The sequence below is a fragment of the Halorussus lipolyticus genome, assembly GCF_029338375.1.
Lineage (GTDB): Archaea > Halobacteriota > Halobacteria > Halobacteriales > Haladaptataceae > Halorussus > Halorussus lipolyticus.
In genome coordinates, this window is sequence record NZ_CP119805.1 from 201,176 (window position 1) to 221,644 (window position 20,469).

The window sequence follows — 20,469 nt, forward strand, 5'->3', positions numbered from 1 at the left end:
CGTGCCGAGGATTTTTACGTTCCGCCTGAGTCCCTTCAGTACACGTCCGGGAGATGGCAAATTATGTCCACACATCCGAAGTTCCGTCCGTTGTCCGACGAGTCGGGCCTCGACATCGTAGACCCCATCGAGACCCGGCACTTCGCGCTGGCGACGGACTCGTCGGTGAGTCCGACCGCGGCCGACCCCGAGGAGTTCACCTTTCCGGTGGCCACGGCCTGTCGGATTCGGACGGACCGGGTGGTGCTACCGCACGTGATTCCGATAGACGTGCGGACCGCCGAGGGCGACCACCAAGCGTCCATCGACCCGCCGACCACTCGGGAGTTCGGAGAAGGCGAGTATCTGCTCGAACTCCACTCGCCCATCAAGGTCTATCTCTCGGTTTCGGGAGAGTTGTCCATCGACGCGACCGGCGAAACCGCCGAAATCGAGTTCGGCCGCGAGGCCGAGGTCACGGTCGGCGCGCGGTCGTACCACAGTTCCCCCGCGGCGACGATTACGGTCCCCGACGACCCCGCGAAGGTGATGCAGGCGGTGTCGGCGTTCTCCTCGGCACTGAAGACGACATCGCCGGAGCGGGCGTGGCCCACGCTCCGGGGCCATCCGCCGCGAATCGACCACGGCGACGAGTTGGACATTCCCGAGGGGTTGGAGACGCCCGACACCGGGATTCGAATCGCCGTCCCGCCGGAGTACGGGTACGTCTACACCGTCGCGCCGCTGGCGTACTATCTGGGTGCCGAGGTCGTTCCGAGCGGGACGGCCACCTTGACCGCCGAATCCGGCGTCTCGGAGTATCTGGGAAGCGACGTGAGCGAGGTCGGCGAGTCGGTCGAGGAGGTCCTCAAGCGCGTCTTCCTGCTGGACTGCGTGACCAGAACCGAAGGGCTGTACCCCGACGACCTCCACGAGCGCGAGGTGCTGGAGGCCCGCACCGACCTCGATTTCGCGGCGCTGTACGACTCGTCCATCGCCGACCGACTCGCAGACTACCTCGCGGTGCCAGACGAGGCCGTCGAAGCCATCGAGTCGCCGTGGCACCGAGTCACCCACGTCGAGGCGAATCCGGGTCCCGACGCGGCCGAACTCCTGCCCTACGTCGTCAACGACCTCTCGCTGGTCAGGGTCAAGACCGCCTGCGACGACGAGTGGTCGCCGACCGAGGCCCAACAGCAGACCAGCGAGGCGCTGGCGGAGTTCGTTCGGAGTCCGGCGGGACGCTCGCCCGACGACGGGAAGGCGACCAGCGACGCGACGCCCGCGACCGGCGAGTCGGGTGACTTTCTCCGGTCGGCGGGAATGCGCTCGCCTCGCCGGAGCGGCGAAGTCAGTCACCCCACATCGGAACGCGACGGCGACGAGGACCCCGCGAGTCCGGACCCGGAGTCGGCCCGCGGCGTCCCCGGCGAAGGCGGCTACATGCCCCTGCCGGAGTCCGACGCGCTGGAACGGGCGTGGATAGGCGACCGCACGCCGGTCGAGGGGACCAAGCTCCTGAAGGAGGCCTTCGAACACGACACCGCCGCGTCGGAGGACGGCGCGGTCGAAATCACGGTGGTCTGCAACGACGAGGAGATGCGCGAGGAGTGGGACGCGGCGGCCGAAATCTACGCCGACCGCGAGGACCTGCGGGCCAGCGTCACCTGCGAGTTCGACGTTTCGACCGACGAACTCCGGGACCTGCTGGCCGAGGACAGCGACATGTTCCACTTCATCGGTCACATCGACGGCCACGGATTCAAGTGTTCGGACGGCATCGTTGACGCCGAGCAAATCGAGGCCACCGGCGCGGAGACGATTCTCCTCAACGGGTGTCGGTCCCACGACCAAGGCATCGAACTGGTGAAGTCGGGGGCGAAGGCCGCAGTCGTGAGTCTCGCGGATTTGTGGAACGCCGGAGCGGTCGAAGTCGGCGAGACGCTGGCCCGTCTCTTTTTCCACGGGTTCACCATCGGCCACGCGATGACCATCGTTCGGGAACACACCTCGCTCGGCCGGGAGTACGTCGTGGTCGGCGACCCCGGCGTGACGCTCACGCAGTGTGAGACGGGACTGCCGAGTATGTACCATATAACCCAAGAGAGTGAGGATTTAGATAACGATGAAATATGTGTAGAATCAGTAGTGTACCCAATTTGGGGATACGGTATCGGTTCTATTTTTCAAAGCTACGTTCCAGAGCTTGAAGGAAAACACATAGCTGTGGGTAAAGGTGCAAAGACAAAAATGACGGTCGAAAATATTCAGAACCACTTTAACAGCGTTTCCGAACCGCTAATTGTTGATGGAGAACTAGCTTGGACAAATACGTGGTCCAGTATTTAGGGACCCATCTTCATTCCGCCGGTTCCGGCAACTGCACTCCCCGATTCTGCCAGCAGAAGCATTACCATCCAGAGCGCGCCCATCATCCGCGGGTGTTCCGAAAGCCATTCCGTGACGTTTTCCGTGTGTGCCATCACATACATGTATAATATATCAGTTACTATCTAATTTTCTAAATATTACCTAGAGAAAAAAGCAGAGAGAAAGTCCGAGAAAGGAACTGAGATGTATTTTGAGTAATAATTTGTAGAAACTTATTCTTGTCGGGCATGGGTATGGAACGCAGAATAGCAAAGGGGCATCCGAGTTTGAGAATCACCTCCACAGAGATAGTTCCACCGATTGTTTCGAGAAAGTAAATAATTACGTTTGTTTAGGAATTATTTTTGATTGTTTACCGTGTGTCGAGTGAGCTTTCTACTTGGGAATACCGGCTAGACACCTTCTCAAACGGCGGTACGGCGACGAAACCGGAGTAGTAGTCCACAATTCATAATCAGATTATCTGAAAGTAACCGCCTGATAGGGAAAATTTATAAGCAAAAGGATGGAACATGTGTGGTAGGAACACGCTATGACGACAGACCAATCCGTCGTTCGGGGACCAGACGACGACGTACCGCCAGACGACTTCACAGCCTTCCTCAGTCTCCTGAACGAGTTGAAGGCGACCGGGTGCAGTCTGCTGGTCGTCGGGGACGCGCCGCGCGAGCTGTTCACGCGCGCGAGCAGTAACCTGTTGGGCGACGCCGAGTCGATTCGCCACCGGGTCGTGGCCGCCACCGACGCCACGTCCGACAGCATCGCCGAGCGCCTGCCCAACCCCGACGAGACGCCCCGCCCGCTGAGCGAGACCGCGCGGATTCTCAACCACGCGGGCGCTCCTCGGTCGGTGGCGGCCGAGGCCACCGACGTATCCGGCGACCTCGGCGGGATTCGGGAGACCCGCATCGCCGACCCCGAGTTACAGGGGCTTCAGGCGGGCCTCGTGGACGCCATCGGCGACGTAGCGACCGAGGCCAGCGACCTGCGACCCGCCGACCTTCGCGTCGGCGTGGATTCGCTCGGCCCGCTGGTGGACCACTACGGCGAGGACGCCGTGCGTCGGTGCCTCCGGAGAGTCGGCGGGCACGTCCGCCACTACAACGGGATGGCCCACTACGTCCTCGCCGAGGAGTACGACAGCGAAGTCGTCGAGTCCTTCCTCCCGGACGTGGACGCCGTCATCGAACTCCGGGCGGTGGACCCCGTGGAACACGACCACGACGCCCAACAGCGGTGGCACGTCCCCGACCGGGAACTCGTGACCGAGTGGACCCCGCTGTAGTCGGTCGAATCCCAATCGCCTCCGCGGTTCCCCGACCGCGGATTGGTCTGCTTCTCTCCTCGACGTTCGCGTCGAAAAGCGGCCGCTACCCGGCGTCGAGGACCCGGAACTCGGTCGCCAGCGAGGGCGAGGTCCCGACCAGCAGGAACTGATAGCGTCCGGGTCGGAGGTCACCGCGAACCTCGCCCGCCTGCGTTTCGAGGCCGGTCTCGGACAACTCGACTGCTGTCACGCTGGACTCGCCCGGCGGGAGTTCCGTCGCGCACAGTTGGTAGTAGCGGTCTTCGGTCCACGCGACGTGTCGCCACTGCCCGTCGGCGCGGCGCTGGAGCGCCCACGGGTTCCGGCACCCGAGGACGACCGTCGAGTCGCCGGTGTTCGTCACCTCGAAGGCGACCGTATCGCCGAGGCGCACGGTGTCCTGCCGGAGGCGGAGTCGAAGGTCTTCGCGCTCGGTGACGACACGCGCGTTCTCCCGATAGGCGAGCGCGGGGTCCTCCCGGCGGTCGGCCACAGCGATGGTGCCGCCGAGCGCGCCGGCCCCCGCGACGACCGAACAGAGATACGTGCGTCGGTTCATGCGACGTGCAACCTCGTCGCGTCGGCCGCGATTCGGTCGAGGAGCGCCTCGCCCCACGCGACGGCCTCGCGGGTGTCGTTGCCGACGAACCCGGCGAGCGTGCCCTCGTCGTAGACCATCACGGCGACCGACTGGTCGGGCGACGGTTCGGCGTCGGATTCGAGGACGGCGAGGCTGAACGAGTGGGTCACGTCGGTCTGAGCGACAGTGACGCCCTCGGTCGAAGCCACGTCTTGGAGAGCGTCCTCGCGCCGGGAGAGCAACCACTCGACGACTCGCTCGGAGAGAACGAGGTCGGCGGTCATCCCCTCGTCGGCGATTTTCTCGTGGTACATATCGACGTAGGAGGGGATGACGGTGGTCCCGAACACTCGGGCGTGGTCGGCGTCGGCCAGCGCCGCTTCGAGCGATTCGACCGGTTCGTGGGGCGACTGCCGGGTCGGGAGCGACACGTCGGCGGCCTCGAACAGCGCGGCGTCGAGCGGTTCGTCGGCGGCCAGCGCGGTGAGGTGCCCCCCGACAGACGCGAGGCCGTCGAGGCGGGCGGCGTGGCGTTCGTGTTCGGCCAGCGCAAGTTTGCCCGCGAGGGTCGTCCGGTAGCCCTCGTCGTCGCGCGCGACGAACCCGGCGTGTTCGAGTTCGCGGAGCGCGCGGTCGATGGTCGAGCGCGATTCGTCCAGTTCGCGCACCAACTCGCACTTCTGGCCGGGCGTCTGCAAGTGTCTCAGGAAGTGGCTTCGATTGCGGAGGCATTTTTGGAGGTCGGCGGGACCGGGGCGCATACCCCTGCATAATCACCGTCTTCATAAGAAACTACACATCTTCGATGATAAATAAGAGAAACTTTTTTATATTTTTATTCAGCAGTTGAAAGAGTTAGTCAGTAGGTGAGATAAAGGGAGCCGACTGTGAAATTCGCCGTGCTGGTTCCGTGGACCAGCCGCTGTGTGCCTCTGACACCGGCCATAATCCATTGTCGTTACCACGGGGAGACACCCTCCCCGTTTGCTCGCTCTGCCTTCCCCGTCCCCGCTCAACCAAAAAATCGACCGACAGAGACCTCCTCGTCGGCGAGCGACGACGCTACTCTAAGTCGGTCGTGTTGTACATCTGGCGACTGGTTCCTGCACCGCCGAAGCGCTCGACATCGACGTTCTGGTACCAGAACCGCTCGTCGGTCCGGTGGTAGACCGGCAGGAACACCACGTCCTCCCAGTTGGCCTCCTCGATTTGGATGTACGACTCGTTACGTGCCGCCTCGGCCTCGTCCGTCGGTGCCGGGTTGTCCTGAATCTGCTCCCACGCGCTCTGGGCTTGCTGGGACGCCTCGGTGTCGAGCCAGTTGACGTAGGAGATGGGGGCGTCCTGCGAGGTGTCGGTCTGTGGCGGGTTGAGCAGTTGCAGGAAGTTGTCCGGCGCGGGCCAGTCCATAATCCACCCGAGCGAGTACGCCTGTAGGTTCCCTTCCCGACCGCGCTGGAGGAGAGTCGAGAACGGCGCGGACTCAATGGTCATGTCGATGTGGGCGCTCGCCAACTGGTCGCGCAGGAGTTGTGCGGTCTGTTGCCACGTGTCCGACCCCGAGTAGATGGTCAGGGTGAACTCGTACCGGTTGTTCTGGTCGTATCCGGCCTCCTCCATCACCTGCCGGGCCTGCTGAATCTGGGTCTGGTTGTACCCGTAAGGGTAGTTCTGCTCGGCGTGCTGGTCGTAGGCGTCCGGGCCGTCGGGGTAGATGTTCGGCGGCGTGAAGTGATAGGCGGCCTGTCCGCGACCCTTGAAGATTTGCTCGATGACCTGATTCTGGTTCATCGCGTAGGCGGCGGCCTGCCGGGCGGGTTTCTCGACCCGATTCGTGTTAAACCCGAGGTAGAAGGCGTTGATGGTCGCCACCGCGAGGTAGTTCAGCGTCGCGCCGTTCCGGACCGGCCCGTAGGTCCCGAACTGCCGACCGAGGTCGTCGGTCTCCTCGACGCTGACCTTGTTGGGGTCGTAGAATGGTGTCGGAATCGGGAAGTAGTCCGCGTTCCGATTCATCGCGTAGGTGTACCGGGCGTTGTCGTCCTCGATGATGCGCCAGTTGACCCTATCGACCTGCGCGGTCTGTCCGTGGTAGTTATCGAACCGGGAAACCTCGGCAACGTCGTTGGACTGCCACGTCTCGAACTGGAACGGTCCGGCACCGATGGGGTTCGAGGTCGCAAACTGCGAGTAGGGAATCTCGCCCTCGTACCCCTCGATGTCACCGACGATGCCCTCCGGAAGCGCCGCGAACGCCGTGTACGCCAGCATCGGGAGCGTGGCGTGGAAGGGTTCTTCGAGCGTCATCTCCAGCGTGTAATCGTCTACGGCCTCGACAGCGAGCGTTCCGGGCTGATAGTTGCCCTCGCTGTCGGTCTCGTGCTGGACGCCGATGGACGAGAGGATGAAGTACGCACGACGAGACTCGTCCGACGCGGCGAGCCGTTCCCAAGCGTACACGAAGTCTTGGGCCGTGACTTCGCCAAAGTCGCCGTGGTACTGCGCGCCCTGCTTGAGATTGAACGTGTAGGTCGTGAAGTCGTCGGAGGTCTCGAAGCCTTGCGCGAGTTGGGTCTGGACCTCGATTTCCCCGTCCGGATAGTTCATCAGCGCGTCGAACATCTGCTGAATCACGGTCCCCGAGGCGGTGTCGGTCGCCTTGATGGGGTCGAGCGTACTCATCGTGGCGTTGATGAGATTGAACGTGCCGCCGCCACCTCCGTCTTCCTGAGTAGTGGTCTCCTGACCGACAGCAGTACCCGTGAGCGCAACAGCCGATGCCGTCCCGCCGGTCGCCTTGAGGAACGACCGTCGAGACATGTTGGATTTCTCGGACATGCAAATAGAAGGACCACGCTATGCCATATGTAGTTAATTATTATTAATGCACGAAGATGAAGTTGGAAAAACCGAGCGCACTGGCGCGAGTTTTCCCAGATATATCAAAATGGAAATCGCTTCGAGGACGAACCGAATCCCGAGACTCCGACGAACGAACTGTCAGACCAGATTCCAGCGATTTCGGCACTCACTCGGCGGAACGGGGAATCCCCGCGCGCTCGTCACTCCACGTACAGCGAGTAGGTGATGACGCCGAACCCCGTAACCGTGAGGAGGCTCTCGATGACGAGGACCGTCGTGCGGTCGATAGCGAGTATCTGGTCGGCGATGCCAGCCAGAAACGCCCCGAGAGTGACGACGCCGAAGCCAAGCGCGAGCGACCCCAGCGCGGGCGATTCGGTCCGGCGGTAGGCCTTGTAGGCGAAGAAGGTGATGAGGCCGCCCAGCAGGAGCGTGACTGTTTTGAGCGCGACGACGAGCGACGTGATGGTGGCCAAATCTGCGTTCATAGCGTTATGTCTCCTTTCGCACTTCCGACCACATGTCCGCGAGGCGCTCCTCGGCCGAGCGAGCGGGCCGCGAGACGGCCACGTCGAATTCCTGCTCGTCGGTCAGCGATAGCGACACCTCGTCGAAATCGAGGTCGTAGCGCGTGGTGTGGTGGCCGTCGCTCCGGACCTCGGTGAGTTCCGAGAGGAGCGAGGCGTCGGTCAGCGCGTCGAGTTTCCGGTAGACCGTCGAGAGCGGGATGTCGGTCGCGTCCGAGATTTCGCTCGCGGTCATGGGTTCGTCTAAGTTCGTGACGATGGCCCGGCAGTCGGGGTCGTCCAGCGCATCGAGAAGCACCTGCAAGTCGGGGTCGTCCTCGACACTCACCGGGTCTCGAACCATCTACCGGACGTTTCGAAAGGCGATACATAACTCGTTCGACTCCGGGGTCGGGCGTGCCCGAAGTCGGTCGGGCGTTCGACTTGCCGACACCGAGTTTGGGTACCTCTACCACACCGAACACGTTCGAGGGCGTCCCATCTAGTGGGAATCACCGTCTGCGCTCTTTAAGTAGCCCTGCTAAGTTGGAAGTGTAACAATGAGCCAGATTGGAGCCCCCGGAGATGGACCCTCTCGACGCGACTTCCTGAAAGCGACCGGTGCCGGCGGTCTGGCCGCCGCCGCTGGCTGTACTGCCCCGAGCAATAACGACCGACGCGCAACCCAGCAACAAGCTATGCAGTCCCAAAACTCTCTCCCGACGACCAGTCCGCCGGAAATCGTGAACGTCAACGAACAGGGTGGAAAAGTCACGCTCAAGTCCACGCCCGCTCGCCACGAGGTCCACCCGCTCGACACGATGGGCGGTCCCGTCGAACTCCCGCAGGTCTGGGCCTTCCAAGCCGACGACCGCGACCCGAGCGTCCCCGGTCCCATCCTCCGGACGACGGAGGGCGAGGACATGGAGGTCACGCTGGACAACACCGACAGCAAGCACCCCCACACGCTCCACTTCCACGGCGTCAGCAAGACGTGGGAGAACGACGGCGTGCCGACGACCACGGGCATCACGGTCCAACCCGGTGAGAAGCACACCTACCAGATTCCCGCCAACGTCCCCGGCACCCACATCTATCACTGCCACTACCAGACGCCCCGGCACATGGAGATGGGCATGTTCGGCATCTTCCGAGTTGACCCGAAGGGGTACGAACCCGCCGACCGCGAGTACTTCATGACGCTGAAGGACTGGGACTCGTCGCTCCCCAAGATGATGGCGGGCCAGAGCGCGAGCTACAACCCCCGAAAGCGCAACGCCGACGTGTTCACCATCAACGGCAAATCCGCGCCCCGGACCCTCCACCCCGAGGACGGGTCGCCCATCATCGTCAAGCAGGGCGAGACGGTCCGGCTTCACATGGTCAACGCGGGCTACATGTCCCACCCGATGCACATCCACAACCACCGCTTCCAGAAGGTCGAGAAGGACGGTGGGGTCATCCCGGAGGCCGCCCGCCACGACGAGGACGTGACCAACCTCGCGCCCGCCGAGCGCCACACGCTCGAGTTCGAGGCCGACGCCGACCCCGGCATCTACCTGATGCACTGCCACAAGGTCAACCACGTCATGAACGGCCGGAGCTATCCCGGCGGGATGCTCGGCGGCGTCGTCTACGAGGAGGCGATGGATACCGACATCTTCAAGAAACTGATGAAATACGCTGGATACGAAGGCTAATATGACGAACGACGATACGACGACGGGACGCACGCACGGCGAGGCGACGGGGCGAGAGACGACGGACCGAGCGGCCACCCGACGCGACGTACTGAAAGCTGGCGGGACAGCGACCGCCGCTGTGGCCGGACTGTCCGGGTCGGCGACGGCCTCCGAGGGCGGGAGCGACCTCAGCAGTTGGTTCGAGGGCGTCTCGAACTACGACGGCGTAGCGGACAAGACCGGCGAGTCCGAGGTCACAATCGAAGTCGGCGCGCAGGGCAACAACGGCGCGTTCGCCTTCGGTCCGGCCGCGGTCCGGGTGGACCCCGGTACGAAGGTGGTCTGGAAGTGGACCGGCAAGGGCGGCAGTCACAACGTCGTGAGCGAGAGCGGCGACTTCGAGTCAGAGATGGTCAGCGACGAGGGCCACACCTTCTCCCAGACCTTCGAGGAGAAGGGCGTCCACAAGTACGCCTGCTCGCCCCACAAGGCGATGGGCATGAAGGGCGCAGTCGTGGTCGGCGACACAGAGGTCGGCTCCTCGGGGTACGACCTCGGAGCCAGCGAGTACGCTATCGGCGGGAGCATCCTGCTGGGTCTCCTCTCGCCCATCGCGTTCGCGTGGGTGCTGTTCAAGCGCGACCCCGACGGCCCGAGTCGGTAAGTTCGGGTTGGATTTGCACGGGTAGGGTCTTTCTCGGTCGTTTTCTATCGTTTTGAGACTGAGTAGTTGTGGGAAGGAATTGTTATTGTTTGTCTAAGAATTGTTGAGTTGGTTCCTGCGTCTGGGTCGTGGTGGTATTTTCTCCGTCGGAGGGTGAGTGGCGATGCTGTGTCGGATGCTGGGGGATTCTGCGTTGGAAGTTAAGTGACAGTGCAGAACGGACTCGAAGGCGGCGAGAAGCTAGCTTCAGGCTTGAGCATAGCCGTCTCACGCAACCACACAGCACCGCACCGCCCCGCTACCGCGGGCCACAGCCTCCCCAACCGATTGCGTTGTCTGCGAACGACGTTCGCAGATCAGCGAGACGCGAGCGTCTCGCAAGCCTCGGCCGCCGGAAGACAAATCACGTCTTCCGTGCCCTCGTTCGCTTCGCTCACAAGGACTCCGGCCTGCGCTACTCATCCCTCGCGCGATATGGCAGACCACGAGGGTCTGCCAGCGCACGCCGGGGTGGCAAATCAACTAGAACCAACCTCCTGAAATCGACCGATTTCGGCGGTTTCGGCCTACCGATACCCGTCTCGCCCCTCGGCCGCCAAGTCGCGCAGTCGGGCGATTCGCTCCTCGGTCGGCGGGTGGGTCGCCACGTCGAGGGGGAGACCGGCGAGGGGGTCGTCGCCTGCGTCCTCCTCGGCGTCGGCGCGAACGAGGCCGTGGGGCAGGAAGCAGAGTTCCCGAATCCCGCTCGCTCGCACGTCCTCGGTCGGTCTTCCGGCGGCCTCGGCGTCCAGTTTCTCCAAGGCGCTCGCCATCGCAGACGGGTCCCCGGCCAGCAGTGCCCCGGCGCGGTCCGCAGAGAACTCCCGAGAGCGCGAGAGGACCCCGCTCAGGACCACGACCGGGAGCGCCAGCAGGCCGAGTGCGACCCCGCCGAACAGGACCGTGAACGCGGCGAACCCGCCGAAGGCCACGAACGACGCGGCGCTGAACGCCGGCACAGCAACCAGCGCGGTGCTGGCGGCGTAGCCAACGACCGCCGCGAGACCGAGCGCGAGCGTCCGAGCAGGACCGGACGAGTCCCGGACCAGCGAGTAGTCGTCGTTCGCCAGCGCCGGGAGGAAGGTCGCCAGCGTCATGACCACGGCGTCCCGGTTCCGGAGGTGCGCGAGTTCGTGGGCAAGCACGGCGTCGAGTTCCGACGCCGAGAGCGCGTCGAGGAGGCCGGTCGAGACCACCACGGTCCCCCTGCGCAGGTCGCCGACCGTGAAGCAGTTGGCCGTCTCGGTCTCGGCGACGGCGAGGTCCGGCGGCGTCATCTCGGCGGTCTGGGCGAGTCTGCGCAGGCGACGGTGGAGGTCCGGGTACTCGGTCTCGGAGACCGACCGGGCGTCCGCCGCCCCCAGAAGCTCTCGGCGCGTATATTTAAGTTGTACCCACGCGAGCGCGAGCGTGGAGAGCGCGACGAGCGCCAACCACCCGACTGCGCCCGCGACGCCGGCCGAATCGCCGGCCCCGCCGACCAGTGCGACGACCCACGGTCTGAACAGATACGCGAGGACCGCGACGAACGCCGCGTCGGCAACGAGGACCAGCGCGAGGACCGCGGCGATTCGGCGGGTGAGTTCCGAGTCGTCGGGCCGGCGGTCGTCCGAGGAGCGAGTGGGTGGCATGGAGGGCGAAGTGGGTAGTGCTATGCAGGAGAGGGAAGATATATTTGACTGAAAGTTTTCGTCTCGTTCGTGGCACACGAACGCCGCCGCGCCGCCCTCGCCGCCCTCTGCGTCTTCGCCGTCGCCTTCGCCGCAACCCTCCTGCCCGCCAGCGGTTTCGGGAGCCAACCCGCTGGCGTCGGCGTCAGTGGCGACGGCCCGGACGCCCCCGTGAGTGGCGACACCGGCCCCGACGACTCCGGTAGCACCTCCAAACAGAACCCCCAGACCTCGACCAACGAGAGTTCGATGAGCGCGACGGCTTCGGGGAGTGACGAAGACTCCGCCCCGACCGAAACGACCGCGACGGACGAGGCGACGACGACGACAGCGCGCGAGACCACGACCGAGGCCGCCTCGAGCGTCGGTGACGTTCTCCGAGGACTGTTCGCCCCTATCGTACTCACCGCGCTCGGTCTCGTTGGTCTGGTCGTCCTCGTCGGATTCGGGACCGGCGCGCTCGCGGTGAGTAGCGCCACAGCCGGGGCGCTCCCGTTCACGCTCGTCGTCGGCGGGACCCCCATCGGCGAACTCGTCGGCGCGATTCCGACCCGGACGATGGCCTTCGTCGTCGGTCTCTCGGCGTCGATTCCCCGACTGCTGGATGACGCCGCCGCCCTGACGGGTGAGGTCGGCCGAAGCGCCGGGACGCTCGTCGTCGGCCTCGCCCGCGGAACCGGCCAAGCCCTCCGGGTCGGCGCGCAGGGGTTGGCAGTCACGTTCGCCGCGATTCCCCGCGCGCTGGCCGGACTGGGTGCCGGAGCAGGCATTCTCTCCAGTCTCGGCAGTGTCAGCGTGCCGAGTCTCGGCCGAGGAGGAAACGAGAACGATTCCGGGCGAAGCGGCCCGAGCGGAGACACCGCCGAACCCGACGAGACCGGTCCGCCCTCTGTCGAGGAGGCGTGGGAGACGATGCGCGACCGGGTGCCGGTCAGGAACCGGGACGCCCGGACGCCCGGCGAAGTCGCCCGAACGGCGGCCAAGAAGGGCTACCCCGACGAGGCCGTCCGGCGACTCACCGACGCCTTCCGGGAGGTCAGATACGGCGACCTGCCCCGTGACGACCGGACCGACTCGGCCCGGTCGGCGCTCGACCGACTCCGGGACTTCTGGAGGGACGAGAAATGATTCGCCGGACCGCGAGACTCGCCGGCCGCGCCACCGCCAAACTTCGCCAGCCACGGAGCCTCTGGGGTATCGGCGGGGCGTCACTGGCGCTCGCGCTCGGCGTGGCCCTCCTGCCGTGGCTGTTCCCGGCCGGCGTCTTCCGGCCGATTTCGAGAATCGTCGCCTCGCCGATTGCTATCGTGCTGTTCGGCGTCGTCGCGGGCCTGCTGGGCGCGCAGGCCCTGCGCCAGACCGCGACCGACGCGGCGGTCGAGAAGAACCGGCGCGAGCGAGGACGAGCGCAGGACCGACGAGGCCGGTCGGCGTCCGACCGATGGACGCCCGCCCGACCCCCGGAGAAGGCCTACTACGACGAGTACCGGACGACCGGCGAGGAAATCGACTCGGTGTTCGAGTTGGACCCCGGCGAGTCCGCCGACCTCCCGGCCCGGCGACGGAAAGCCCGCAAGCGAATCCGCGAGGTCGCAATCGCGGTCGTCTCTGCCGACGAGAACGTGAGCGAGGAGACCGCCGCTCGGCGAATCTCGGACGGGACGTGGACCGACGACCCGCGGGCGGCGGCGCTCCTCGGCGGGCGACACCTCGCGCCGCTCCGGACCCGCATCCGCGACTGGGCCAGCGGCGAGCGGTTCGAGCGGTGGGCGACCCACGCGCTCGACGCAATCGAGGCCCGCGAGCGTGGCGAACCTCCCGAACGCGAGGAAATCCGCGAGCGGGGCGAGGTAGACGTGGACAGTTCCGATACATATAATTTTAATTCTAAAAGCAATCCAGAGGTGTCTCAGCGATGAACGAGCGAGTCGTCGCCATCGCGCTGATGGTCGGCGTCCTCGGCGTCGTCTACTTCGGGGCCTTCCGCGTGACCAGCGCGAGGAGAGACACTCGGAGTCGAAGCGACGGGCAGAGTACCGTCCGGAAGATGCTGGACCGCGGCAGGGCCGGGTCGAGTGACGGCGAGAGAGCCGAATCCGACGACCCGGATTCGGACGACGACGAGGCGGACGCGGACGACGATGGGGAATCGAACGCGGACGACGAACCGGCCGTAATCAGGACCGGCCCGCGGTGGAACCCCGGCACGACCGTCGCCCTGCTGGCGGGCGCTGGCGGCATCCTGACCAAGAACACGACGATATTCCTCGCGGGCGTCGTCGGATTCGCCTACGCGGCCTACCAGTACGGCACCCGGCCGCCCGCGTTCTCGGTGTCGGTCGAGCGCGAGATTTCCGAGCGGTCGCCCCTGCCGAGCAGGGAAGTCGAAGTGACCGTCATCGTCCGAAACGACGGCGAGGAGCCAATCGCGGACCTCAGAGTCGTTGACGGCGTGCCGGAGCGACTCGGCGTCGTGGAAGGCTCACCCCGCCATTGCACCAGTCTCCGGGCGGGCGAGGAGGCCGCCTTCTCCTACTCGGTCCGGGCACAGCGCGGGACCCACGAGTTCGGACCGACCAGTCTGGTGGCCCGGAACGTCAGCGGGAGCGCCGAACGCCGGTTCGAGCGCGAGGCCGAGGGTCGAATCACCTGCGAGACCAGAGCCGACGACGTGCCCCTCCCGGCAGACACCTCGTCGCACCCCGGCCACATCACGACCGACTCGGGCGGCGAGGGCGTCGAGTTCTACGCCACCCGCGAGTACCAGTCGGCCGACCCGATGAGTCGAATCGACTGGAAGCGATACGCCAAGGTCGGCGAGTTGACCACCGTGGAGTTCCGCGAGAACCGGTCGGCGACCGTGATGGTGGTCGTGGACGCCCGAACCCCCGCCAGAGTCGCCCAGCGGGCGGGCGAACCCGACGCGGTGGAGTTGAGCGAGTACGCCGCCGAGCGACTCGCCGAGGCCTTCGTCCGGCGCAACGACAGGGTGGGACTGGCCGTCTTCGGCCCGGCAGAGACCTACCTCGCGCCCGGCGGCGGCGACGAGCAGGTCGCCCGATTCCGGGCCGAACTCGACGCCAGCGCCCGCGAGCGAACGCCGACCGCGGGCATCTTCGACGACAGTCGGCAAAATCGGGCGAACGAATCCCGCTTCGACACCCTCCGCAAGCGGATGCCTGACTCGGCCCAAGTCGTGTTCCTCTCGCCGATGGCCGACGACTACGCCGTCGAGGTCGCAAAGCGATTCCGGGCCTACGGCCACGCCGTGACGGTCGTGAGTCCAGACGTGACGGGGACCGACACGCCCGGCGGCGGCGTCGAGCGAATCGAGCGCGCCCGGCGACTCGCCGAGGTCCGGACCGGTGAGATTCGGGTGGCCGACTGGTCGCCCGACGACCCGATACGGGTCGCCATCTCGAAGGCGACCGCGAGGTGGTCGGGATGAACGGACGCGACTCCGGTGGTCCCGAACGAGGAGCGACCAGTTTCGGCGGAACCGTCGCGCTCGTCGTGACCGCGCTGGTCGGCATCGCGCTCGGGGTCGCCGAGGGTGCCCTCTGGCCCACGCTCGGCGGACTCGCGGGAGCGGTGATTTCTGCGCTCGGCGTCAGGGCAATGCAGTCCGAGGCCAACGCCCGGCGGGCGGTCGGAAGCGTCGGCGTCGTCGTCGGCGCGTCGATATTCGCCGGCGTGGCGGTGGTCGGGGGCGAAGCGGTCGCGCTGTTGGTCGGAATCTCAGCGGCGGGGGCAGGAATCAACGCCATCGTCTCGTTCGACGCGCGAGTCGAGCAACCGGCGGTTGAAGCCGTCTGGCGGTCGGCGACCCTCCTCACGGTCGGGGCGGTCGTCGCAGTCGCCGTCCACCTCGGGATGGTCGGCGCGATGGGGCGACTGGCGGGTGCCGGCGTCTCGGGCCTGCTGTCGGCCAGTGCGCTCGCCCTGCTGGTGGTCCTGCAGGTCGAAATCTTCGTCCTCGCCGAGTTGATGCGCCTCGCGGTGCCGATACTCGACCGGTGGCTCCCCGAAAATCGGGACGTTCGCGGGGCGACGCTGGCCCGGTTCGACTTCCGATTCGAGGACGCCCCGCGGGCCTACTGGGCCGCGTTCGCGGCGCAGGTCGCGCTGGCGCTGAGTTCGTGGGGACCGCGGTGGTTCGCCGTGTTCCTCGACCTGCTGTCGGTGCTGGGGAGAACGGTCGAACTCCTGTTGACCACCGGCGTCCTGCACGTCCCGCTTTCGGTCGGCATTCTGGGACTGCTCGGCGTCCTGCTCGCTCGGGGCCTGCAAGCCCTGTTCGTGAGTTGGGCCGGGAGCGACCCGCCGCGGGCGGTGGCGCTCTCGGCCGGTGGTCTCGTGACGCTCGGGGTCGCCCTCGTCCTCGGCGTCTGGGCCGGGTCCGAAACCGTGGTGTCCTCGGCGGGGTCCGGAGTCGCCAACACGGTCGGCAACGTGGGACTGGCCGGTGTGGTCGCCGGTGCGGTGGCCACAGCGCTGTTCACCGTCGCCGCCGTCCGGCGCGCGCTGGCCACGGTGGTCGCGCCGTGGGTCGCCACGGAGTCGGCCACCGGGTTCGCTATCGCCGGCGTGGCGCTGTTCGTGGCTTCGCTCGTCGTCGCCGAGGCCGGCGGGTCCGCGCTCGCCGCGCTGGCGGGCGTTGCGGGCGCGCTCGTGGTCCACGACCTCGGGACCAACGCGGTGGGCCTCGGGGTTCAAATCGGGCGCGAGGCCGAGACCCGGACCGGCGAGTCTGCCCACGCCGTCGGGAGTCTGCTGGTCGGCGCTGGCGGGGTCGCGCTGGCGGGCGCGACGGCGTTCGTCATGGGTCGGGTCGAGTTCTCGGTCCCAGCGTGGCGGGCGAGACTCGCCGTCGCGCTCCTGCTGGTCGCGGTGCTGTGCTTCGCGGTCCTGTTCGAGCGTGATGAGTAGAGACGTATTCTCGTTTTGTTTCCGATTAGAGAGGGATGGTAGACAATTAGATGGATTGGCGTGACGGGCAAGCGACTGGGCGTCGTCGCGCGAAGCGAGGTAATTGAAGATTTCGGCGGTCTCGGAGTCGCGGGTTTCAAGTTGGCGTACACCCTCCGATACTGGTGTATCCAGATGACGAACGTCGGTCGTCGGTTGGCACTCGCCATTCTCGTCGTGGTCACCGGAAGCGTCGTGAAGGCGCTTCAACCCCAGTTCGGCGTCACCTACCCCCAGTCGGTGGTGTACCTCCTCCGAGGAGTCGCCGCGGTGGCCGCGCTGTTCGTCATGTACTACGGCTTTCGGTTGACCGCCGAGAGCAAGGAGTGAGACCGCGACGCCGTTATTCTCTGTCCGCCCCGAGGACCATCACCTTCACCCGCGCCACCGCGTCGAAGTCCCGGAGGCGGTAGACCAGACCCCGGACCTCTTCGGCCGGTCCCTCGCAGAAGGCGGTTTCCATGCACCACTCGCCCTTGTGGACGTGATTGGTCGCGGTAATCACGTCGCCGAACTCGTGTTGGACCGAGTGGAGGTCCCGAATCACCGGGTCGTGTTCGTAGTCGTAGGCCAGCACGGCCATCACCTCGCCTTCGGCCGATTCGAGTTCGGCGTGGGACTCGACGTACTCGCGCATGGCCTCCCTGATGGCCCGCGAACGAGAGTCGAGGCCCTCGGCCTGCCACGTCTCGTCGAACGCCGAGAGGACCTCCTCGGGAACGTTGAGGCTGGTTCGCATGGCTTCGGGTTGGTCCCGACCGGGGATGGATATTTCGGGTTCGAGGCCCGAGGCAGTCGTCCCGAGACCGGGCCACCGTCGAATCGCCGTCCGACCCGACGTTAAGCCCCAGATACTGACGATACGCGGGCTATAACTTTGCTTTCGCTTCCCGTAGACCACGGCATGGAGCGAGAGAACTCACGACGGCGGTTCCTACAATGGAGCGTCGCCGGCGGCGTCGCACCGCTCGCCGGCCACTCAGCCACCGCAGAGACCGACCGCTCGAACACCCTCCGAATCGAGAGCGACGGCGGCGGGTTCGGCGTCTACGAGTTCACGGTCAGCGGCGACCTGAAACAGCGAGATAGCGGCGATACCGTCAGCGGCCCGCACGCCGTTGGCAACGTCGGCCCGGAGCGCGGCACCGACACGTTCGACTACTCCGGGGAAATCACCGGCCTCGTCCTCGCGGGTCCGGCGACGCTCTACCGGAACGGAACGACAGTCTCGTCGTCGTCCTTCCCGCGCCCCGCAGGGTCGCTCACCGCCGGCGACTTCGACGCCAACTCCGGCGCGAACAGACTCGCAATCCGGAGCGAGGGCGGCGGTGTCGCGGCCTACGAATTCGCGGTGGAGAGCAACCTCCGGCAACTCGACAGCGGCGATACGGTGGGAAACGACCGGGCAGTCGGCCACGTCGGCCCGGACCGAGGAGCCGACGAGTTCGCCTTCGAGGGGAGCGTCACCGCGTTCGCGCTCGCCGGCCCCGCAATCGTCTCGCTGAACGGGAGCCAAGTCACCCAGTCCCGACCCTCCCAGACCGTCTCGCGCGGGAGTCCGAAGGCGAACGTCACGGCCCAACCGGACACCACGGTCCTGTTCGAGACCGAGACCAGCGACTACCCCGGCGAGTACATCCGGTCGGAGTGGTACGTGGACGGCGAGTGGCGACCCGGCCCGGACCTGTTCTACGGCGGTCTCAACTCGGCCAGTCGCACGACGTTCACCCACCGGTTCGACTCGACGGGCACCTACCGGGTCCGCTCGGAGGTCTACCGCGAGAACGAGTCGTCCAGAGAGGGCGACGACCCGCTCGGCGTGGTCGAATGGACCGTCGAGGTCGGCCCCGGCGGAAATCGCGCGCCGATAGTCGAGCGCCGGAATCCGAGGGCCAACATCCTCCGAACCTCCCGCCAGACCACCGAGAGAGTCGAGTTCGAGGTGTCAGCGACCGACCCCGACAGCCGACTCGACCGCATCGTCTGGTGGATAGCGCAGGGCGATTCGGTCCACGGCGTCTCGCAAGTCGGCGGCGACTACGACACCGCCAGTATCACCTACGACATCGACCCCGGCCTCCCCTTCGGCGCGTACGCCATCGACCGGCAGGGAGCCATCTCGCGGTGGCGCGGATGGAACATCAAAGAGGAGTAAGGAGACCGACACCAGCAAAACGTAAACGCAAACGAAAACGGAAACGTAAACGCTACTGGGACCCCCAGTCGGAGATGCCCAGCACCGAATCGCACTCGGGGCAGGTCCAGACTTTCGGGGTACTCGCGCGGTCTGCTTGCTCCAGTCGCTCGGCCCAGTCGGTCACGTCGGACTCGCAGTGCGGACACTTTGCCATGCCACGATTTACCACAACTTTCGGCTTGTAGTTTGGGGCGGTCGCTTTCCGCGGACGCTCCCGCTAATCCGACCGACTCGACAGGGACAAAATTATAACCCGGTTGACCGCAACAAGCCGATATGGCCGACCTCCTGCCCTCCAGTCCCGACCCCTCGGCGGGCGACGGAGGCGAACCCCGCGTCATCGGCGTCGATAGCGACGACGCCGACGACCTCCTCTCCGCCCTCCAGTCCGAGACCGCCCGCGACCTGCTCGCAGTACTCTACGACGACCCCGCGACGCCCTCCGTCCTCGCCGAGGAGGCCGACACCTCCATCCAGAACGTCCGGTATCACCTCGAACGCCTCGCCGACGCCGACCTCGTGGAAGTCGCCGATACGGTCTACTCCGAGAAGGGCCGCGAGATGAAAGTCTACGCCCCCTCGGCGAAACCGCTGGTCGTGTTTGCCGGCGGCGACGACGACGCGCCGGGTCTGGAATCTGCCCTCTCGAAACTGCTGGGCGCGCTCGGCATCTTGGGCCTGTCGAGTCTCGTCGTCCAGCGCCTGTTCGGCGGTCCGAACGCTGTCGGCGGACCGGCGACCGACGTGGAGTTTCAGGGCGGCGGTAGCGGCGCTGACAGCGGTGGCGGCGCTGGCGGCGGTAGCGGCGCGGACGTTGCGACGACCGAATCCCAGAACCAAAACCTCAGCGCGCCCGGCCCGAACGGCGCGGGCGGTTCGACGCCCACCGCAGAAACGACTACCGAAACCGCGGCGAGCGCCGAAACGACCGCCGACGCCGCCCGGACCACCGAGTCTGCCACGACCGCCGAGGAGGCCCGAACCACGGTCACGGAGTCGGCCGGGACGCTCGCCGAGACGACCCAGAGCGCCGGGGACAGGGCCGCCGAGGCCACCACTACCGTAGTCGAGTCCGGCAGTTCGGCGGCCGGGGACGCACTGGCCGGTGGCCTACCGCCGGGCGTTCTGTTCTTCGCCGGGGGTCTGGTGGTTCTCCTCGGGTTCGGTGTCGTGAGGTACCTGCACAATCGGTGAGTCCTCGCGTTGTTCTGTCTCCGTTCCCGGTCGTCTCCCTCCCGTACCTTTTTGCCCCTGTCGCGCTTCCGTCGGTCGATTCCCCCGCGCCGTCTTTCGATTCCAACCCTCACGGGCTAAATTTTCCGAGACCTTTCCCGAACACGTAGAAAAACGGTGGGTCTTTTATATTATGCCACGGAATAATACTGTATGGAACAACTGCTTGAGAGTCGGGAGACCGACGCTAACGACGTAGACCTTTCGCGCGGCGCAGACGACTTCGACTCGCTCCTGTTCTGTGGGCGATGCGGGGAGCGATTTCAGGCCTCCGAGGCCACCGACGACGGGTGGTACTATCGATGTCCGAACGAGGACTGCGACGCCGAGGGGATACACGAGGACCTCTATCCGGTGAAAGACGTGCTTCCATCGACGCACTGACGACCGGA

Annotated in this window: 20 protein-coding genes and 1 pseudogene; 12 read left to right on the forward strand and 9 right to left on the reverse strand. The window is 65.8% G+C overall.

What is annotated here, in order from left to right:
* The first annotated feature begins 90 nt into the window (after positions 1 to 90).
* Positions 91 to 2,328, forward strand: a complete 2,238-nt coding sequence (locus P2T57_RS18005) for a CHAT domain-containing protein (protein WP_276302512.1) — start codon at positions 91 to 93, stop codon at positions 2,326 to 2,328.
* On the opposite strand, the gene P2T57_RS18010 is transcribed toward P2T57_RS18005, so the two are convergent.
* Complete coding sequence (locus P2T57_RS18010) at positions 2,325 to 2,462, reverse strand: DUF7503 family protein (protein ID WP_276302513.1); 138 nt, start codon at positions 2,460 to 2,462, stop codon at positions 2,325 to 2,327. The genes P2T57_RS18005 and P2T57_RS18010 overlap by 4 nt on opposite strands.
* Before the next feature lie 440 nt (positions 2,463 to 2,902).
* Between P2T57_RS18010 and P2T57_RS18015 the strand changes: the two genes are divergently transcribed.
* The gene (locus tag P2T57_RS18015; protein ID WP_276302514.1) at positions 2,903 to 3,655 is read left to right on the forward strand and encodes a DUF7504 family protein; all 753 of its coding nucleotides are present in this window, start codon (positions 2,903 to 2,905) and stop codon (positions 3,653 to 3,655) included.
* 85 nt (positions 3,656 to 3,740) lie between these two features.
* Here the strand turns inward: P2T57_RS18015 and P2T57_RS18020 are convergent, their stop codons facing one another.
* The 5 genes from P2T57_RS18020 to P2T57_RS18040 all read right to left on the reverse strand — a co-directional run bounded on the left by P2T57_RS18020 (position 3,741) and on the right by P2T57_RS18040 (position 7,988).
* Entirely contained in the window at positions 3,741 to 4,235 is a 495-nt protein-coding gene (locus P2T57_RS18020; RefSeq protein ID WP_276302515.1) for an immunoglobulin-like domain-containing protein, read from the reverse strand.
* On the reverse strand, positions 4,232 to 5,017 hold the full coding sequence (locus tag P2T57_RS18025; RefSeq protein ID WP_276302516.1) for a helix-turn-helix transcriptional regulator: 786 nt from the start codon (positions 5,015 to 5,017) through the stop codon (positions 4,232 to 4,234). The genes P2T57_RS18020 and P2T57_RS18025 overlap by 4 nt, the downstream gene beginning before the upstream one ends.
* A gap of 301 nt (positions 5,018 to 5,318) precedes the next feature.
* Positions 5,319 to 7,094: an ABC transporter substrate-binding protein gene (locus tag P2T57_RS18030; RefSeq protein WP_276302517.1), complete on the reverse strand. Its 1,776-nt coding sequence runs from the start codon at positions 7,092 to 7,094 to the stop codon at positions 5,319 to 5,321.
* 224 nt (positions 7,095 to 7,318) lie between these two features.
* A complete protein-coding gene (locus P2T57_RS18035; RefSeq protein WP_276302518.1) occupies positions 7,319 to 7,606 on the reverse strand; it encodes a DUF7521 family protein in 288 nt (95 codons plus the stop codon).
* Between the two features lie 4 nt (positions 7,607 to 7,610).
* Positions 7,611 to 7,988: a transcriptional regulator gene (locus P2T57_RS18040; RefSeq protein WP_276302519.1), complete on the reverse strand. Its 378-nt coding sequence runs from the start codon at positions 7,986 to 7,988 to the stop codon at positions 7,611 to 7,613.
* Positions 7,989 to 8,184: 196 nt separating this feature from the next.
* Here P2T57_RS18040 and P2T57_RS18045 point away from each other — a divergent pair, with 196 nt between their 5' ends.
* Together P2T57_RS18045 and P2T57_RS18050 are read left to right on the forward strand one after the other, a co-directional pair.
* On the forward strand, positions 8,185 to 9,324 hold the full coding sequence (locus P2T57_RS18045; RefSeq protein ID WP_276302520.1) for a multicopper oxidase domain-containing protein: 1,140 nt from the start codon (positions 8,185 to 8,187) through the stop codon (positions 9,322 to 9,324).
* A gap of 1 nt (position 9,325) precedes the next feature.
* Positions 9,326 to 9,874: pseudogene (locus tag P2T57_RS18050) on the forward strand (halocyanin domain-containing protein); the annotation flags it as partial.
* Positions 9,875 to 10,536: 662 nt separating this feature from the next.
* Here P2T57_RS18050 and P2T57_RS18055 read toward each other — a convergent pair.
* A complete protein-coding gene (locus P2T57_RS18055; protein WP_276302521.1) occupies positions 10,537 to 11,640 on the reverse strand; it encodes a M48 family metallopeptidase in 1,104 nt (367 codons plus the stop codon).
* Positions 11,641 to 11,709: 69 nt separating this feature from the next.
* Between P2T57_RS18055 and P2T57_RS18060 the strand changes: the two genes are divergently transcribed.
* Genes P2T57_RS18060 through P2T57_RS18080 form a run of 5 tightly spaced genes read left to right on the forward strand, consistent with a single transcriptional unit; the run spans position 11,710 to position 16,977 of the window.
* Positions 11,710 to 12,807 (forward strand): DUF4129 domain-containing protein, encoded by a 1,098-nt coding sequence (locus P2T57_RS18060; protein WP_276302522.1) that lies wholly within the window; start codon positions 11,710 to 11,712, stop codon positions 12,805 to 12,807.
* On the forward strand, positions 12,804 to 13,598 hold the full coding sequence (locus tag P2T57_RS18065) for a DUF7269 family protein (RefSeq protein WP_276302523.1): 795 nt from the start codon (positions 12,804 to 12,806) through the stop codon (positions 13,596 to 13,598). The genes P2T57_RS18060 and P2T57_RS18065 overlap by 4 nt, the downstream gene beginning before the upstream one ends.
* Positions 13,595 to 15,127 carry a DUF58 domain-containing protein gene (locus tag P2T57_RS18070; protein ID WP_276302524.1) on the forward strand — a complete coding sequence of 511 codons (1,533 nt, stop codon included), beginning with the start codon at positions 13,595 to 13,597 and terminating at the stop codon, positions 15,125 to 15,127. The genes P2T57_RS18065 and P2T57_RS18070 overlap by 4 nt, the downstream gene beginning before the upstream one ends.
* Positions 15,124 to 16,608 carry a DUF7519 family protein gene (locus P2T57_RS18075; protein WP_276302138.1) on the forward strand — a complete coding sequence of 495 codons (1,485 nt, stop codon included), beginning with the start codon at positions 15,124 to 15,126 and terminating at the stop codon, positions 16,606 to 16,608. Before P2T57_RS18070 ends, P2T57_RS18075 begins: the two co-directional genes overlap by 4 nt.
* A gap of 60 nt (positions 16,609 to 16,668) precedes the next feature.
* Positions 16,669 to 16,977, forward strand: a complete 309-nt coding sequence (locus P2T57_RS18080; RefSeq protein WP_276302139.1) for a hypothetical protein — start codon at positions 16,669 to 16,671, stop codon at positions 16,975 to 16,977.
* Positions 16,978 to 16,990: 13 nt separating this feature from the next.
* On the opposite strand, the gene P2T57_RS18085 is transcribed toward P2T57_RS18080, so the two are convergent.
* Positions 16,991 to 17,386, reverse strand: coding sequence for a CopG family ribbon-helix-helix protein (locus P2T57_RS18085; protein ID WP_276302140.1), 396 nt, complete (start codon positions 17,384 to 17,386; stop codon positions 16,991 to 16,993).
* Positions 17,387 to 17,551: 165 nt separating this feature from the next.
* On the opposite strand from P2T57_RS18085, the gene P2T57_RS18090 reads away from it, so the two are divergent.
* Positions 17,552 to 18,802, forward strand: a complete 1,251-nt coding sequence (locus tag P2T57_RS18090) for a hypothetical protein (RefSeq protein WP_276302141.1) — start codon at positions 17,552 to 17,554, stop codon at positions 18,800 to 18,802.
* Positions 18,803 to 18,854: 52 nt separating this feature from the next.
* Here the strand turns inward: P2T57_RS18090 and P2T57_RS18095 are convergent, their stop codons facing one another.
* Positions 18,855 to 18,998 carry a hypothetical protein gene (locus tag P2T57_RS18095; RefSeq protein ID WP_276302142.1) on the reverse strand — a complete coding sequence of 48 codons (144 nt, stop codon included), beginning with the start codon at positions 18,996 to 18,998 and terminating at the stop codon, positions 18,855 to 18,857.
* Positions 18,999 to 19,120: 122 nt separating this feature from the next.
* Between P2T57_RS18095 and P2T57_RS18100 the strand changes: the two genes are divergently transcribed.
* Both P2T57_RS18100 and P2T57_RS18105 read left to right on the forward strand, forming a co-directional pair.
* Positions 19,121 to 20,038, forward strand: coding sequence for an ArsR/SmtB family transcription factor (locus tag P2T57_RS18100; protein WP_276302143.1), 918 nt, complete (start codon positions 19,121 to 19,123; stop codon positions 20,036 to 20,038).
* Between the two features lie 192 nt (positions 20,039 to 20,230).
* Complete coding sequence (locus P2T57_RS18105; protein WP_276302144.1) at positions 20,231 to 20,461, forward strand: recombinase zinc ribbon domain-containing protein; 231 nt, start codon at positions 20,231 to 20,233, stop codon at positions 20,459 to 20,461.
* The last annotated feature ends 8 nt before the right edge of the window (positions 20,462 to 20,469 follow it).

Excerpts from the sequence above, each read along its gene's own strand:
- P2T57_RS18055 (WP_276302521.1), bottom strand. The coding sequence starts at position 11,640 with ATGCCACCCACTCGCTCCTCGGACGACCGCCGGCCCGACGACTCGGAA.
- P2T57_RS18065 (WP_276302523.1), top strand. The coding sequence starts at position 12,804 with ATGATTCGCCGGACCGCGAGACTCGCCGGCCGCGCCACCGCCAAACTT.
- P2T57_RS18070 (WP_276302524.1), top strand. The coding sequence starts at position 13,595 with ATGAACGAGCGAGTCGTCGCCATCGCGCTGATGGTCGGCGTCCTCGGC.
- P2T57_RS18015 (WP_276302514.1), top strand. The coding sequence starts at position 2,903 with ATGACGACAGACCAATCCGTCGTTCGGGGACCAGACGACGACGTACCG.
- P2T57_RS18040 (WP_276302519.1), bottom strand. The coding sequence starts at position 7,988 with ATGGTTCGAGACCCGGTGAGTGTCGAGGACGACCCCGACTTGCAGGTG.
- P2T57_RS18075 (WP_276302138.1), top strand. The coding sequence starts at position 15,124 with ATGAACGGACGCGACTCCGGTGGTCCCGAACGAGGAGCGACCAGTTTC.
- P2T57_RS18100 (WP_276302143.1), top strand. The coding sequence starts at position 19,121 with ATGGCCGACCTCCTGCCCTCCAGTCCCGACCCCTCGGCGGGCGACGGA.
- P2T57_RS18010 (WP_276302513.1), bottom strand. The coding sequence starts at position 2,462 with ATGGCACACACGGAAAACGTCACGGAATGGCTTTCGGAACACCCGCGG.
- P2T57_RS18035 (WP_276302518.1), bottom strand. The coding sequence starts at position 7,606 with ATGAACGCAGATTTGGCCACCATCACGTCGCTCGTCGTCGCGCTCAAA.
- P2T57_RS18095 (WP_276302142.1), bottom strand. The coding sequence starts at position 18,998 with ATGGCAAAGTGTCCGCACTGCGAGTCCGACGTGACCGACTGGGCCGAG.
- P2T57_RS18020 (WP_276302515.1), bottom strand. The coding sequence starts at position 4,235 with ATGAACCGACGCACGTATCTCTGTTCGGTCGTCGCGGGGGCCGGCGCG.
- P2T57_RS18090 (WP_276302141.1), top strand. The coding sequence starts at position 17,552 with ATGGAGCGAGAGAACTCACGACGGCGGTTCCTACAATGGAGCGTCGCC.
- P2T57_RS18030 (WP_276302517.1), bottom strand. The coding sequence starts at position 7,094 with ATGTCCGAGAAATCCAACATGTCTCGACGGTCGTTCCTCAAGGCGACC.
- P2T57_RS18025 (WP_276302516.1), bottom strand. The coding sequence starts at position 5,017 with ATGCGCCCCGGTCCCGCCGACCTCCAAAAATGCCTCCGCAATCGAAGC.
- P2T57_RS18045 (WP_276302520.1), top strand. The coding sequence starts at position 8,185 with ATGAGCCAGATTGGAGCCCCCGGAGATGGACCCTCTCGACGCGACTTC.
- P2T57_RS18085 (WP_276302140.1), bottom strand. The coding sequence starts at position 17,386 with ATGCGAACCAGCCTCAACGTTCCCGAGGAGGTCCTCTCGGCGTTCGAC.
- P2T57_RS18105 (WP_276302144.1), top strand. The coding sequence starts at position 20,231 with ATGGAACAACTGCTTGAGAGTCGGGAGACCGACGCTAACGACGTAGAC.